Here is a 15,337-nt window from a genome sequence, read left to right on the forward strand (position 1 = left end):
GCCACCACCCCACCGAACGGTCCTGGGGTGCCGATGAAACCCCACCGCCTCGGCACCTCAGGACTCTCCACACCCCCTCCGGAAGCCCTTCTGGACCGCGCGCCGGGCCCGGCCGTCGTCAGCCGTCCGACCGCAGGGCGTTGATGAGCAGCAGCGCGATGTCGTCCGTGCCGGGTGTGGCCCGCTTCGCGTACCGCACGAGCGTGTCCGCGACGGACTCCATGTCCTGGTCCAGGGCGAGGGCGAAGTGCGCGGCCAGCTCCGCGGTGGCGTCCTCGAAGTCCACGCCAGGTGCCTCCACGAGCCCGTCGGTGTACAGGGCGAGCGCCGCGCCGGGAGGCAGGTCGACCTGCGTCGTCGGGTAGCGGGACGCGGGATCGATGCCGAGCAGGAGGCCGGGCGGCAGGTCGAGTACCTCGGTCTGTCCGTCGGGCTGTCGCAGCAGCGGCCCCGGATGGCCCGCGGTGGCCAGGCGGACGCTGTGCCCGGCCAGGTCGAGGTGCACGTAGAGGCAGCTGGTGAACAGCCCGGGGTCGAGGTCGGTGAGCAGGCGGTTGGTGCGGGCCAGGACCTCGTCGGGCGGGGCTCCGGCGGAGGCGTGCACGGCGGTGCGCACCTGCCCCATGAGCGCGGCGGCGTTCTCGTTGTGGCCCTGTACGTCGCCGATGGCCGCGGCGGCCGTGGTGTCGTCGAGCCGGATCAGGTCGTAGAAGTCGCCGCCGATGCCCATGCCCCGGGTCGACGGGAGGTATCGGGCCGCCACGTCCAGGCCGGCGATCCGGGGCAGTGTCTGGGGCAGGAGGTGGGCCTGCAGGCTGTGCGAGAGCCGGTCCTTGGTGTCGTAGAGGCGGGCACGGTCCAGGGCCTGTGCCAGCAGCCCCGCGATCGACGTCAGCAGTGCGCGTTCCTCGGCTTCGAAGGAGTGGGGCCGGTCGTAGGCGAGGACCAGCGAGCCGACCGGGCGCCCGGAGACGATCAGCGGAAGGAAGGCGCAGGCCGCCACGGCGTTGCGGAGGCCCGCCGAGGGATAGGCGCGCTCCAGATCGGCGAAGGTGGGATAGAAGTCCGGGATGCCAGTCATCAGCACGTGCGCTGCGGGTGTGGCGGAGGCCAGGGGGGCGCCGTCGAAACGGTCCATGAGCGCCGGATGGCTGCCTCGGGCGCCCTCGACCCGCAGTCGCCCCTCCACCGACGTCATGACCACCAGGGTCTGCATCCGGAACGCCGACATCAGCTGGTCGCCGGCCAGCTCGATCACGTCCTCGGTGCCGACCGCCTCGGTGAGCGACGCCGCCAAGTGCATCAGATGGTACAGAGCGGTGGCCCGGCTGGGAACGGCGGCGGTGGTGGGCAGCGCGGGGGCGGGGATGTCGCGGGGGCCGGGCCGCGAGGTGGGTACGATCCGGACGCTGATTCCCGTGTCGTTCGGGAACAGGTGGAAGGACAGCCACCGGTCCGGTGGCCGCAGCACCGTGAAGGACGTCTGCTGACGGCCGATGACGGCGGCCCGGTAGTGGTCCTCGACGGCAGGGTTGTCCATCCAGGGGAGAGACACCCAGGGCAGCGTCCCCATCATGTCCTGGGCCCGGGTTCCCAGGAGGGAGGCTGCGGCGTCGTTGATGAAGACGATCTTCCCGTCGATCCCCAGCGAGCAGCTCCCGCCGGGCAGCCGCCGGACGAACTCCGCGATGGCCGTGGCCTCCACCGGGCCGGGGGTGGCCGGCTTCGGCGGGGGCAGCACCCGTGGCTGTGCGCCGGGAATGATCGGGTAACCGCTGCTCTCGGCCTGTTGCAGGAGCGTGCCGATGCCGTGGCAGCCCCTGATGACGGCCTCACGCTCCTCGGGCGGCAGCTGCGACGGGTGCGAACCGGGCCACAGCAGGGTGATCCCGCCCCGGACCGCGTCGCCGGTATGGATGGGGGCGGCGCCCAGGGCGAACTGGTACGGCAGGACGAGCGCCGGGCGCGGGTAGCGGCGCGCGAGCTCCTCATGGCTGCCGAGCCAGATCAGGCACCGCAGACGCACGGAGTCGGCCACCGGTATCGGGGCGGACAGCGGGACCCGGGTCCACGGGGTGGCCAGCTGGACGGGCACCCCCGCGAGCACGGCCAGGTGCAGCGTGGTCTCTTCCGGCGGCAGCAGGTACAGCATCGCCACGGACGCGCCGGTCTCACGCACGAGGCTGGCCACGGCGCCGTCCAGCAGCTCCGTGCCCGAACCTGTCGCGGCGACAGCGGCGGCGGGAAGGTCCTGCACGCCTTCCAGCGTCCCCCGTGACAAGCGGCCGCGCACCCGCAGACGGCAGCAGCGGAGCGCCCCGACGCCCCGCCGGGTGCGCACCGTGCGCCGAGCCGACGGCCACCGCACGCACGAGGGCCCGGATGCCGGGGAGCATCCGGGCCCTCGTGGAGTCGCGTTCCGCGTGGTTACGGGAGCTGGGCCGCCCGTGCCTCGCGCCGGTTGTCACGGAAGGTGTTGACCCGCCGTGCCGTGGCGAAGAGCGGGATCACCGCCCCCAGGACGACCTGGAGCGCACAGCCGGTCTGCAGGAGCAGCTGGCCGCCGGGGGCGTCGAACGCCCACGCGGCGAGGAGCCCCATCGCGGCCACGATCCAGCTGAGCATCGCCACCGCGAGGACGCCCCGCGGCTTCGGGTACTCGACCCGGCTGACCATGAGCCACGCCACTCCGATGATCGCGAGCAGCGTCGGTACGAAGGGCAGCTCAAGAAGCACGATCGAGACGACCGTGAGCGCTCCGAAGGGGCTCGGCATGCCCTGGAACATGCCGTCCTTCAAGGTCACGCACGAGAACCGCGCAAGCCTGAGCACCACCGCCAGCAGCACCACGATCGCCGCGAGCGCCGACACCCGCTGGTGTGCGTCGTCCGCGACCATGCCGTACACCAGCACGAAGTACGCCGGTGCGAGGCCGAAGCTGATGAGGTCGGAGAGATTGTCCAGCTCCGCACCCATCGGGGAGGAGCGCAGCTTGCGCGCCACGAGCCCGTCGAACAGGTCGAACACGGCGGCCAGGAGCATGAGGATCACCGCGGTCGCCGCGGAGTGCCTGGCCATGCCCGACTCGTCGCTGCCCGTGAGGTGCGGGATGAGGATCCCCGTGGTGGTGAAGTACACCGCCATGAAACCGCACGTGGCGTTACCGAGGGTGAGCGTGTCCGCTATCGACAGCCGCATGGAGAGCGGCATGTCCTCGGCGTCGTCCTCCTCGTCGGCCTCCGGAACCCAGCCGGCCTGCGTCTCAGGATCAACTACGGTCAATTCGAGTCACCCCCGCGGTGGTGGCCTGCCCGACCTCGACCGCGACATCGACACCTTCCGGAAGGTAGATGTCCACGCGCGATCCGAAGCGGATCAGGCCGATGCGTTCGCCCTGCTCCACCTTCGTGCCCTGCGGGATGTAGGGGACGATGCGACGGGCGACCGCTCCCGCGATCTGCACCATCTCGATGTCGCCGAGCTCGGTGTCGAAGTGCCAGACAACGCGCTCGTTGTTCTCGCTCTCCTTGTTGAACGCCGGGACGAAACCACCCGGGATGTGCTCGACCGAGGTCACGGTGCCGGACAGGGGCGCCCGGTTGACGTGAACATTCAGCGGGCTCATGAAGATCGCGACGCGGGTGCGCCCGTCCTTCCACGGCATGATGCTCTGCACCACGCCGTCGGCCGGTGAGATGACGCGGCCCTGGGTGATCTCGCGCTCGGGGTCGCGGAAGAACCACAGCATGCCCGCCGCGAGCGCGGTGGTGGGCACGGCCACGGCGGCCCAGCGTCCGGACTTGCGGGCCCGGGCGAGGCTGAGTGCCGCGGTGGCGACGGTCGGGAGGAGCCACGGCGATGCTCCACGGGCGAGGCGGACCCCGCCGCGCGTTGCAGGGATTTGGCTGTCGGGCATGGATGACCTTCGTAGCGGATGATGCCGCGCTGGCAACGGGGGGACGGCGGCTTTCCGGCGATGCTATCGGGTGCGAGTGGCAACTGGGCAAGCCAGCAGCCGAGTCGGACAGCTGAAAGGCTCCGCACGAGGGTGACCGGGTGTGATGTTCTTCGCCACCAAATCGCCTCGAAAAGGATATTTCAGCCCTGGAACCGGTACTCCTCGAGCAGCCGGCGACCGATGATCATTTTCTGGATCTCGGCGGTACCTTCACCGATCAGCAGCATCGGGGCCTCGCGGTAGAGGCGCTCGATCTCGTACTCCTTGGAGAAGCCGTAACCGCCGTGGATACGGAAGGCGTCCTCGACGACTTCCTTGCAGTACTCGGAGGCGAGGTACTTCGCCATCCCTGCCTCCAGGTCGTTCCGCTCCCCGGAGTCCTTTTTGCGTGCTGCATTGACCATCATCGCATGAGCGGCTTCGACCTTGGTGGCCATTTCAGCCAGTTTGAACTGGATCGCCTGGTGCTGGGCGATCGGCTTTCCGAAGGTCTGACGCTGCTGTGCGTACGACACGCCCAGTTCGAATGCACGTTGTGCGACACCGCAGCCACGCGCAGCGACGTTTACCCGGCCGACCTCTACGCCATCCATCATTTGGTAAAAACCTCGGCCGGTCGTGCCCCCCAGTACACGATTGGCCGGAATGCGTAGTCCGTCCATGATGAGCTCGGTCGTGTCGACGCCCTTGTAGCCCATCTTGTCGATCTTCCCCGGGATGGTGAGGCCGGGGCGGACCTCGCCGAAGCCCGCCTCCTTCTCCACCAGGAAGGTCGTCATCGACTTGTGGGGGGCGGTGCCCTCGGGGTGTCCTTCGTCACTCTTGCAGAGGACGGCGACCAGCGTGGACGTTCCGCCGTTCGTCAGCCACATCTTCTGGCCGTCGAGGACGTACTCGTCGCCCTGCCTGACGCCCTTGGACGAGATCGCGGAGACGTCCGAGCCCAGGGCCGGCTCGGACATCGAGAACGCGCCCCGCACCTCACCCAGTGCCATCCGCGGCAGGAACGTGTCCTTCTGCTCCTGCGTGCCGTGCTGCTTGAGCATGTACGCCACGATGAAATGCGTGTTGATGATGCCCGACACGCTCATCCAGCCGCGGGCGATCTCCTCGACGCACAGTGCGTACGTCAGGAGCGACTCACCCAGACCGCCGTACTCCTCCGGGATCATCAGCCCGAACAGGCCCAGTTCCTTGAGCCCTTCGACGATCTCCGTCGGATATTCGTCGCGGTGCTCCAGCTGGGTCGCGACAGGAATGATCTCCTTGTCGACGAAATTCCGGACCGTGGAGAGGATTTCCTGCTGGATATCGGTCAGACCGGCGGTCTGCGCGAGTCGGCTCATGGCTACTTCTCCACGTTCTTCTGCGGCGGCTGGACCAGCTCCGGGCGGCCGGGCTGCTCGCCGCCCCGCTCCTTGATGTACGTCTCGGTGGGGACCATCACCTTGCGGCGGAACACGCAGACCAGCGTGCCGTCCTGCTTGTAACCCTTTGTCTCGACATGGACGATGCCGCGGTCGCTCTTGGACCTCGACGGCGTCTTGTCGAGCACGGTCGTCTCGCCGTAGATCGTGTCGCCGTGGAAGGTCGGGGCCACGTGCTTCAGTGACTCCACCTCCAGGTTTGCGATCGCCTTGCCGGAGACGTCCGGCACCGACATCCCGAGCAGCAGTGAGTAGATGTAGTTGCCCACGACGACGTTCTTCCCGAAATCCGTCGTCTTCTCGGCGTAGTTGCTGTCCATGTGCAGCGGGTGGTGATTCATGGTCAGCAGGCAGAAGAGGTGGTCGTCGTATTCCGTGACCGTTTTTCCGGGCCAGTGCTTGTAGACAGCACCGACCTCGAACTCCTCGTATGTGCGTCCGAACTGCATGGTCAGGCCTCCGGTGCTTCGAACTTGGAGGTGCGCTGCATGCCGGCCGCGCGGCCCTTGCCCGCGACGACCAGGGCCATCTTGCGGCTGGCCTCGTCGATCATCTCGTCCCCGAGCATCACCGAGCCCTTCTTGCCGCCCTCCTCCGAGGTGCACCAGTCGTAGGCGTCGAGGATGAGCTCGGCGTGGTCGTAGTCCTCCTGGGAGGGCGAGAACACCTCGTTCGCCGCGTCGACCTGACCGGGGTGCAGCACCCACTTGCCGTCGAATCCCAGAGCAGCCGCACGTCCCGCGACCTCGCGGTACGCGTCCACGTCGCGGATCTGGAGGAAGGGGCCGTCGATGGCCTGGAGGTCGTGCGTACGGGCCGCCATCAGGATGCGCATCAGGATGTAGTGGTACGCGTCCGCCGGGTATCCGGGCGGCTGCTGGCCGACGACCAGGGTCTTCATGTTGATGGAGGCCATGAAGTCGGCCGGGCCGAAGATCAGGGTCTCCACACGCGGCGAGGCGGCGGCGATGTCGTCGATGTTCACCAGGCCCTTGGCGTTCTCGATCTGCGCCTCGATGCCGATCCGGCCGACCTCGAAGCCCATCGTCTTCTCGATCTGGGTCAGCAGCAGGTCCAGGGCGACGATCTGCTGGGCGTCCTGGACCTTCGGCAGCATGATGCAGTCGAGGTTCGGTCCCGCGCCCTCCACGACCGTGATGACGTCGCGGTACGTCCAGTGCGTCGTCCAGTCGTTCACCCGGACGACCCTGGTCTTGCCGGTCCAGTCGCCGTTGTTGAGCGCGTCGACGATGTGGTGCCGGGCGCCCTCCTTGGCGAGCGGCGCGCAGGCGTCCTCCAGGTCCAGGAAGACCTGGTCGGCCGGGAGGCCCTGGGCCTTCTCCAGGAACCGCGGGTTGGATCCCGGCACCGCCAGGCACGAGCGGCGCGGACGCAGCCGGTTCACGGGTGCCGGCCGGAGCGCGGCGGAGTCGCCCGGAAGCGGGGTGGTGGCGGACGACGGGCTGGGCGTGCTCATGCGGGGACCTCCAGAGGGTCGAGCTTGTTCGCTTTCCGGATCTCGTCGACGATACGGCCGATGATCTCGGTGATGCCGAAGTCCTTCGGGGTGAAGACGGCGGCGACGCCGGCCGCGACGAGGGCGTTCGCGTCGGCCGGCGGAATGATGCCGCCCGCGATGACCGGGATGTCCGTCGCACCGGCCTCGCGCAGCCGGTTCAGCACGTCCGGCACCAGCTCGGCGTGCGAGCCGGACAGGATGGACAGGCCGACGCAGTGCACGTCCTCGGCCAGGGCGGCGTCGGTGATCTGCTCGGGCGTCAGCCTGATGCCCTGGTAGACCACCTCGAAGCCCGCGTCCCTGGCACGCACGGCGATCTGCTCGGCGCCGTTGGAGTGGCCGTCGAGGCCCGGTTTGCCGACCAGCAGGCGCAGCCGTCCGACACCCAGGTCCCCGGCGGTGCGGGTCACCTTCTCGCGGACCAGGGCCAGGGGAGTGCCCGCCTCCGCGGTGACGGCCACCGGCGCGGACGAGACGCCCGTCGGTGCCCGGAACTCACCGAACACGTCGCGCAGGGCCCAGGACCACTCACCCGTGGTGACGCCGGCCCGGGCGCACTCGACTGTCGCCTCCATCATGTTCGCGGTGCCCGCCGCGGCCTTCTTCAGAGCGGTCAGGGCCTCGGTGGCCCGGGCCTCGTCGCGGTTGTCGCGCCACTCGTGGAGCGCGGCGACGACGCGCGCCTCGTTCTCGGGGTCCACCGTCATGATCGCGGCGTCCAGGTCCGCCGTCAGCGGGTTGGGCTCGGTCGTCTCGTAGATGTTGACGCCTACGATCTTCTCCTCGCCGCCCTCGATCCGGGCCCGTCGAGCCGCGTGCGAGGAGACGAGCTCCGACTTGAGATATCCCGACTCCACGGCTGCCATCGCGCCGCCCATCTGCTGGATCCGGTCGATCTCGGCCAGTGACTCCGTGACGAGCTCGTCGACCTTGGCCTCGACGACGTGCGAACCGGCGAAGATGTCCTCGTACTCCAGCAGATCGCTCTCGTGCGCCAGCACCTGCTGGATCCGCAGGGACCACTGCTGGTCCCAGGGGCGCGGCAGCCCCAGGGCCTCGTTCCAGGCGGGCAGCTGCACGGCGCGGGCGCGGGCGTCCTTGGAGAGGGTGACGGCGAGCATCTCCAGCACTATGCGCTGGACGTTGTTCTCCGGCTGCGCCTCGGTGAGCCCCAGGGAGTTGACCTGTACGCCGTAGCGGAAGCGGCGCTGCTTGGGGTTCGCGATGCCGTACCGCTCGCGCGTGACCTGGTCCCAGATGCGCCCGAAGGCGCGCATCTTGCACATCTCCTCGATGAAGCGGACTCCCGCGTTCACGAAGAAGGAGATGCGGGCGACGACGTCGCCGAACCTCTCCTCGGGCACCTGGCCCGAGTCGCGCACGGCGTCGAGGACCGCGACGGCCGTCGACATGGCGTACGCGATCTCCTGGACCGGGGTGGCTCCCGCCTCCTGCAGGTGGTAGCTGCAGATGTTGATCGGGTTCCACTTCGGGATGCGGTTGACCGTGTACGTGATCATGTCGGTGGTCAGCCGCAGCGAGGGGCCCGGCGGGAAGACGTGCGTCCCCCGCGACAGGTACTCCTTCACGATGTCGTTCTGGGTCGTGCCCTGGAGCTTGTCGGGGTCCGCGCCCTGCTCCTCCGCGACCACCTGGTAGAGCGCCAGCAGCCACATGGCGGTCGCGTTGATCGTCATCGAGGTGTTCATCTGCTCCAGGGGGATGTCCTGGAACAGCCGACGCATGTCACCGAGGTGCGAGACGGGCACGCCGACCCGGCCCACCTCGCCGCGGGCGAGGACGTGGTCGGGGTCGTAGCCGGTCTGCGTGGGCAGATCGAAGGCGACCGACAGACCCGTCTGACCCTTGGCGAGGTTGCGCCGGTAGAGCTCGTTGGACGCTTCGGCGGTCGAGTGGCCGGCGTACGTCCGCATGAGCCACGGACGGTCCTTCTGACGTTCGGTCATGGTGGACCTCAGACGTTGCGGAAGCGGTTGATGGCGTCGATGTGCTGTTCGCGGAGCTCCGTGTCGCGCACGCCGAGGCCCTCCGTGGGGGCCAGCGCCAGCACGCCGACCTTGCCCTGGTGGAGGTTGCGGTGCACGTCGTGCGCGGCCTGGCCGGTGTCCTCCAGTGAGTACACCTTGGAGAGCGTCGGGTGGATCCTGCCCTTGGCGATCAGGCGGTTGGCCTCCCACGCCTCGCGGTAGTTGGCGAAGTGGGAGCCGATGATGCGCTTGAGCGACATCCACAGGTAGCGGTTGTCGTACTCGTGCATGTAGCCCGATGTGGAGGCGCAGGTCGTGATGGTGCCGCCCTTGCGGGTGACGTAGACCGAGGCGCCGAAGGTCTCGCGGCCCGGGTGCTCGAAGACGATGTCGATGTCCTCGCCGCCGGTGAACTCGCGGATGCGCTTGCCGAAGCGCTTCCACTCCTTCGGGTCCTGGGTGCGCTCGTCCTTCCAGAACTTGTAGCCCTCGGCGTTGCGGTCGATGATCGCGGTCGCGCCCATCTTCCGGCAGATCTCCGCCTTCTGGTCGCTGGAGACGACACAGACCGGGTTGGCGCCGCCGGCCAGTGCGAACTGCGTGGCGTAGGAGCCCAGTCCGCCGCTGGCGCCCCAGATCAGCACGTTGTCGCCCTGCTTCATGCCCGCGCCGTTGCGCGAGACGAGCTGGCGGTACGCGGTGGAGTTGACCAGGCCCGGGGACGCGGCCTCCTCCCAGCTGAGGTGCTTCGGCTTCGGCATCAGCTGGTTGGACTTGACGAGCGCGATCTCGGCGAGGCCGCCGAAGTTGGTCTCGAAGCCCCAGATGCGCTGCTCGGGGTCGAGCATCGTGTCGTTGTGGCCGTCACTGGACTCGAGCTCGACGGACAGGCAGTGCGCGACGACCTCGTCGCCCGGGTTCCAGGCGTTGACGCCGGGCCCGGTGCGCAGGACGACACCCGCGAGGTCGGAGCCGATGACGTGGTACGGCAGGTCGTGGCGCTTGCTGAGGTCGCTGAGCTTGCCGTAACGCTCCAGGAAGCCGAAGGTCGAGACGGGCTCGAAGATCGACGTCCACACGGAGTTGTAGTTGACCGAGCTGGCCATGACCGCCACCAGGGCCTCGCCCGGGCCGAGCTCGGGCACCGGCACGTCCTCCACGTGGAGGGACTTGCGGGGGTCCTTGTCGCGGCTGGCGACGCCGGCGAACATCTCGGCCTCGTCCTTGTGCACGGTCACCGCACGGTACGACTCGGGGATGGACAGCGCCGCGAAGTCCGCGGCCGTGCTGTCCTGCGATTGGATCGCGTCCAGGATTTCCTTCACGGTGATGCCTCCGGCAGATCGGGTCTCCGGCGTCGAGGGAAACGCTCGGAGGACCCCTGGGGTCAGGGGAGCGGTGCGGTGTGGAGGTGTGCCGTCGGTTCGGCGGGTGGTGCTGTGTGCCTGCTCGGTGGAGCAGAAGGGTTTGCCTGTGACGCAGGCGCCCGGGCGCGCGGACACGTGGTCTGCGGGGACAGCCGGCGTACGAGAGATCTCTGCACGCCGGCCGCCCGGACACCTTCAACGTATGGCACTCCGTGACAGGTGGCAAGGCACCCAGTGCCAACAATTTCTCTCACTTGTCATCTCGGTGGCACGCATGAGCAACATCATGGGTGTTTTGTCGCGTCGCTCCGCCTTTTGTGAAAGCTACGGCGCGGTGCGGTAGACGTACGGCGTCGTCGTGCTCAGGGCCGTGAAGCCGAGCCGCCCCAGGATCGGCGCGGACTGATCCGTCGCGTCCACCTGGAGGAAGCGGTGGCCGAGGCGGGCCGCGATGCCGGCCCGGTGGGCGATCAGGGCCCTGTAGATCCCCCTGCCCCGCCAGGGTGCTGTGGTCCCGCCTCCCCACAGCCCGGCGAAGCCGGTACCGGGGTGCATCTCCATGCGGGCCGAGCTCACCGGTTCGTCACCCGCCATGGCGACCACCGCGATGAATGTGTCCGGGGCGTCGGTGAGCCGGGCCAGGGTCTGGTGGCGCAGCCGCGAACCGTCGGTGCCGAAGGCCAGCTCATGGGCCCGCACCATCAGCTCGACGCCCTCCGCGTCGGTCACGTCCCGCAGCCGTACGCCCTCGGGCAGCTCCGAGGTGGTGGCCAGGTCCTCCACCCGGGCCACCAGCAGGGTCTCCGGCGGTTCCGGCTCGAATCCGGCCGCCGCGAGGAGCCCGCCCAGCCCTTCGGGGCCGTCGTGGGCATACAGCTTCCACTCGAACTCGGCGATCCCGTGGGCGGCGAAATGCTCCACCTGTGCGGCGATCTCCGACTCCGCGCGGCAGGGGGAGAGGTCCGGGGCCGTCCATACGACGCCGTTCCAGTCGTCGGCGCCGCCGGTCTGCCGTACGACGTCACCCACGCGTTCGACGCGTGTGCCGGGCCCGTCGGGGCGGGCGTGTTCACGCATCTCTTGATCGAAGAGGGCCAGCGTCTCGTCAGGTTCCATCCACGCATCCGAGCACGCGGGCCCCGGTCCGACCACCGGTTTTCCCGGCCCGCGCGTCAACCGGCGTCCGCCGGGCACACGGAAGTGATCTTGATGTCGCGGCAACGGACAGGGGTGGGTACGCGATGGGCATACAGGTGCGCAGAAGTGTCCGCGAGGGCCGCGGGGCCGGATTCGACGTCCGGAGGACGGCACTCGGCTTCGCTCTCATCGCCCTCCTGCTCTGCGGAGCCGGACTGGTGGTGCGCACGGGCCTGGAGAGCGCAGGACGCCATCCGGTGGCCGCTGTGGCCTCGGCCGTCCTGCTGGGGGCCGGCGTCCTGGCGCTCCTGCGCAGACGCCGCGGCCGCCGGGCGGCGGCCAGGGCGGCCGCGGCGGCCGTCGACACCGCGTACGAGGTCGTGGACGCCGCCCTGGCGGAACCGCCGGCAGCCGGCACCACCCCGGCGGCCGCGCAGGCACCGCCGGTCGACCACGCGGCCCCCGAGCAGGCACTGCCGGTCGACTACGAGGCCATGGACCCGTACGACTTCGAGGAGGCCGTCGCCGGGCTGTGCCGTCGTGACGGCTGCCTGGACGTCGAAGTGGTCGGAGGCGCAGGTGACCTGGGCGCGGACGTTGTCGCCACCACTCCGGACGGTCGCCGTCTGGTCGTGCAGTGCAAGAGGTACACGAGCGGCAACAAGGTCGGCTCGCAGGACCTCCAGCGCTTCGGCGGCACCTGTTACACGGTGCACGAGGCCGAGGTTGCCGTCATGGTCACCACCGGTGAATTCACCGAACCGGCTCTCGACTACGCCGCACAGTGCGACATCGTCTGTACGGGTCTCGACGAGCTCATCGCGTGGAGCGAGGGCGCCGCCGCGCCCCCCTGGTACGCGGGTACGGCTGTGCGGCCCGCCGAGGGCTGAATTCCCGCCGGGCGGGGCTCAGTGCTCCTTGAGCGCCTGCTGGATCGTGCGCATGACCTCATCGAGCGGCGCGTCGGTACGTGCCACCGCGACCAGCACCTCGCCCTCCCTGGACGCCGACGCCGCAGGGGCCCTCCCGGGCTCGCTCCCCACGGTCCGCCCCGCCCCGATCCCCGTGCCGAAGGTCTCCCGGACGATCGCGAAGGCGTGGTCGAGCTGCGACTCCACGTCGCCCTGGCCGTCCGCGCGCAGCCAGCGCCGCAGCACATGGTTGTGCGCGGTCACCACGGCGGACGCGGCGACCTCCGCGAGGAGCGGGTCGTCATTGCCCACATGGTGATCACGTTCGTCGAAGTGGCCCAGCAGATATCGGGTGAACAGCCGCTCGTAGCGGGCCACCGACGCGATCTCGGCCTCCCGGAGCGTGGGGACCTCGCGGGTCAGCTTGTAGCGGGCCACGGAGACTGCCGGCTTCGCCGCGTACATCTTCATGACCTCCTTGATGCCGCGGCACACGGTGTCGAGCGGGTGCTCGTGCGCGGGGGCGGCGTTCAGGACGGCCTCGGCCCTGACGAGGGTGTCGTCGTGGTCCGGGAAGATGGCCTCTTCCTTGGAACGGAAGTGGCGGAAGAAGGTGCGCCGGGCGACGCCGGCCGCCCCCGCGATCTCGTCGACCGTCGTCGCCTCGTACCCCTTCGTCGAGAACAGTTCCATCGCCGCGGCGGCCAGTTCGCGGCGCATTTTCAGCCGTTGGGCGGCGGCCCGGGTGCTCGCTGCACTCTCCGGGGCGTCCGTCGCGGCGGAGGAACGAGGGGACTTGGCGGGTTGGGACATGAGGTGAACGTAACCCATCGGTGCAGGAGAGCGCGCCTGTGGGGGCGGATCACCCGGGGGCACCAGCAACCCGCCCCACCCGGCCCCGGGCCCGGAGGGCCCGGCGGCAGGTGTCGTGGCCTCGCGGAGGTGGTGCACGCACCTCGCGGCGTCGTCGTCACTCACCATGTTCCCCGAGCTCTCGGCTCCGCCCGAGCAGGGGAGGCTCCGTACGACATGACTCGCTCCTCCGCCCTTGGGGCGCGCACACCCCGCCCCCGCTCCTCACCCACGACGCCTGCCGCCGCCCCCTCAGCGGCGGGCGTATTCGCGGAAGCCGCGCCCCGTCTTGCGGCCGAGGCAGCCCGCGGCCACCAGGTGCTCGAGCAGCGGCGCCGGGGCGAGGCCCGGGTCGCGGAACTCACCGTGCAGGACCTTCTCGATGGCGAGCGAGACGTCCAGGCCGACGACGTCCAGGAGCTCGAAGGGCCCCATGGGGTAGCCGCCGCCCAGCTTCATCGCCGCGTCGATGTCGTCGAGCGTCGCGTAGTGCTCCTCGACCATCTTGATCGCGTTGTTGAGGTAGGGGAACAGCAGTGCGTTCACGATGAAGCCGGCCCGGTCGCCGCAGTCGACCGGGTGCTTGCGCACCCTCACGCAGACCTCGCGGACCGTGGCGTGCACGTCGTCGGCGGTCAGCACCGTGCGGACCACCTCGACCAGCTTCATCGCGGGCGCGGGGTTGAAGAAGTGCATCCCGATGACGTCCTCGGGCCGCGAGGTGACCTTGGCGACCGCCACGACCGGCAGGGAAGAGGTGGTGGTCGCGAGCACTGCGCCCGGCTTGCAGACCTTGTCCAGGGTCTGGAAGAGCTGCCGCTTGATCTCCAGGTCCTCGGCGACGGCCTCGACCGCGAGGTCGACGTCCGCGAAGGCGTCCAGCGATCCCGCCGGTGTGATCCGGGCGAGTGTCGCGTCCCGCGCCTCCTCCGTCAGCCGGCCCTTGGAGACGGAACGCCCCAGAGACTTGGCGATCCGCGCCCTGGCCGTGTCCGCCTTCTCCTGGCTGCGCGCCGCGAGCACCACGGAGTACCCGGCCTTCGCGAAGACCTCCGCGATCCCGGAGGCCATCGTCCCGGAGCCGGCCACGCCCACCGAGGACACCTCGCGTCCGGTGACGGCGCCCGCGCTGTCCGCCGGTGTCAGCGCGTCCGGCACCACGTCCTGGCCGCCGGGCGCGTCGTACGTGTAGAAGCCCCGGCCCGCCTTGCGGCCGGTCAGGCCCGCCTCGCTGAGCTGCCCGAGCACCGGGGCCGGGGCGTGCAGCCGGTCGTGGGACGCGGAGTACATGGCCTCCAGGACCGTGCGGGCCGTGTCGATGCCGATCAGGTCGAGCAGCGCCAGGGGGCCCATCGGCAGCCCGCAGCCCAGCTTCATCGCGGCGTCGATGTCCTCACGGGAGGCGTAGTTCGCCTCGTACATCGCCGCGGCCTGGTTGAGGTAGCCGAACAGCAGACCGTCCGCGACGAAACCCGGCCGGTCGCCGACGGCGACCGGCTCCTTGCCCAGCTCACGGGCGAGCCGGGTGACGCTCTCCACGGCGGGAGGCGCGGTCAGCACGGAGGAGACCACCTCGACCAGCTTCATCACGGGCGCCGGATTGAAGAAGTGCAGGCCGAGGACGCGCTCGGGGCGCTGGGACTCGGCGGCCAGCCGGGTCACGGACAGGGCGTTCGTGCCCGTCGCGAGGATCGCGGTGGGGGAGACCACGGCGTCCAGCTCCCGGAAGACCTGCTGCTTGATCTCGTACGTCTCCGGCACGACCTCGATGACCAGCTCCGCGTCCGCGGCGGCCTGCAGATCGGAGAAGGTGCGGAACCGGGCGAGGATGTCGCGCCTGTCCTGCTCCGTGATCCGCTCACGGAGCACGGAACGCGCGGTGGAGGCCTCCAGGGAGGCGACGGCCTGGCGGGCGGCGGCTTCGCTGATGTCGATGCCGACGACCTCGCGGCCCGCGCGGGCCAGGACCTCGGCGATGCCGGTGCCCATGGTGCCGAGGCCGACGACGGCAATGGTGGTGAGCGGGATGTCCATCACGGGACTCCAGGGTGAGTGACGACTGAGAGGAGCACAGCGGCGCGCACGACGAAACGAACGGGCGCTCGGTGTGCGTGAATTGCGTGTCGTGGTGCACGGTTCCCGGAGCACACGGCACACGGGGAGGTGCGACGGGCTCTG

General features: G+C 69.7%; 12 protein-coding genes. 1 reads left to right on the plus strand and 11 read right to left on the minus strand.

Features of this window, described 5'->3' with window-relative positions; genetic code table 11:
• Window positions 1-118 precede the first annotated feature (118 nt).
• The 9 genes from HED23_RS12760 to HED23_RS12800 all read right to left on the minus strand — a co-directional run bounded on the left by HED23_RS12760 (window position 119) and on the right by HED23_RS12800 (window position 11,375).
• Window positions 119-2,257, minus strand: coding sequence for a SpoIIE family protein phosphatase (locus HED23_RS12760; protein WP_203183527.1), 2,139 nt, complete (start codon window positions 2,255-2,257; stop codon window positions 119-121).
• A gap of 170 nt (window positions 2,258-2,427) precedes the next feature.
• Window positions 2,428-3,282, minus strand: a complete 855-nt coding sequence (pssA, locus tag HED23_RS12765; protein ID WP_203183528.1) for a CDP-diacylglycerol--serine O-phosphatidyltransferase — start codon at window positions 3,280-3,282, stop codon at window positions 2,428-2,430.
• On the minus strand, window positions 3,269-3,916 hold the full coding sequence (locus tag HED23_RS12770; RefSeq protein WP_203183529.1) for a phosphatidylserine decarboxylase: 648 nt from the start codon (window positions 3,914-3,916) through the stop codon (window positions 3,269-3,271). Before HED23_RS12770 ends, pssA begins: the two co-directional genes overlap by 14 nt.
• 182 nt (window positions 3,917-4,098) lie before the next feature.
• Complete coding sequence (locus HED23_RS12775; protein WP_203183530.1) at window positions 4,099-5,304, minus strand: acyl-CoA dehydrogenase family protein; 1,206 nt, start codon at window positions 5,302-5,304, stop codon at window positions 4,099-4,101.
• 2 nt (window positions 5,305-5,306) lie between these two features.
• Window positions 5,307-5,834, minus strand: coding sequence for a MaoC family dehydratase (locus tag HED23_RS12780; protein WP_203183531.1), 528 nt, complete (start codon window positions 5,832-5,834; stop codon window positions 5,307-5,309).
• A 2-nt stretch (window positions 5,835-5,836) separates the two neighbouring features.
• Complete coding sequence (locus HED23_RS12785; RefSeq protein WP_203187458.1) at window positions 5,837-6,790, minus strand: HpcH/HpaI aldolase/citrate lyase family protein; 954 nt, start codon at window positions 6,788-6,790, stop codon at window positions 5,837-5,839.
• A 68-nt stretch (window positions 6,791-6,858) separates the two neighbouring features.
• Window positions 6,859-8,871, minus strand: coding sequence for a protein meaA (locus HED23_RS12790; protein ID WP_203183532.1), 2,013 nt, complete (start codon window positions 8,869-8,871; stop codon window positions 6,859-6,861).
• A gap of 8 nt (window positions 8,872-8,879) precedes the next feature.
• A complete protein-coding gene (gene ccrA, locus HED23_RS12795) occupies window positions 8,880-10,217 on the minus strand; it encodes a crotonyl-CoA carboxylase/reductase (RefSeq protein WP_203183533.1) in 1,338 nt (445 codons plus the stop codon).
• 366 nt (window positions 10,218-10,583) lie between these two features.
• Window positions 10,584-11,375 (minus strand): GNAT family N-acetyltransferase, encoded by a 792-nt coding sequence (locus HED23_RS12800; RefSeq protein WP_203183534.1) that lies wholly within the window; start codon window positions 11,373-11,375, stop codon window positions 10,584-10,586.
• Between the two features lie 125 nt (window positions 11,376-11,500).
• Here HED23_RS12800 and HED23_RS12805 point away from each other — a divergent pair, with 125 nt between their 5' ends.
• The gene (locus HED23_RS12805) at window positions 11,501-12,286 is read left to right on the plus strand and encodes a restriction endonuclease (RefSeq protein WP_203183535.1); all 786 of its coding nucleotides are present in this window, start codon (window positions 11,501-11,503) and stop codon (window positions 12,284-12,286) included.
• 18 nt (window positions 12,287-12,304) lie between these two features.
• Here HED23_RS12805 and HED23_RS12810 read toward each other — a convergent pair whose 3' ends face one another.
• Together HED23_RS12810 and HED23_RS12815 are read right to left on the minus strand one after the other, a co-directional pair.
• Window positions 12,305-13,120, minus strand: coding sequence for a TetR family transcriptional regulator (locus tag HED23_RS12810; RefSeq protein ID WP_203183536.1), 816 nt, complete (start codon window positions 13,118-13,120; stop codon window positions 12,305-12,307).
• A 291-nt stretch (window positions 13,121-13,411) separates the two neighbouring features.
• Window positions 13,412-15,193, minus strand: coding sequence for a 3-hydroxyacyl-CoA dehydrogenase family protein (locus HED23_RS12815; protein WP_203183537.1), 1,782 nt, complete (start codon window positions 15,191-15,193; stop codon window positions 13,412-13,414).
• Window positions 15,194-15,337: the final 144 nt, after the last annotated feature.

The organism is Streptomyces pratensis, from assembly GCF_016804005.1.
GTDB classification, from domain to species: Bacteria; Actinomycetota; Actinomycetes; order Streptomycetales; family Streptomycetaceae; genus Streptomyces; species Streptomyces pratensis_A.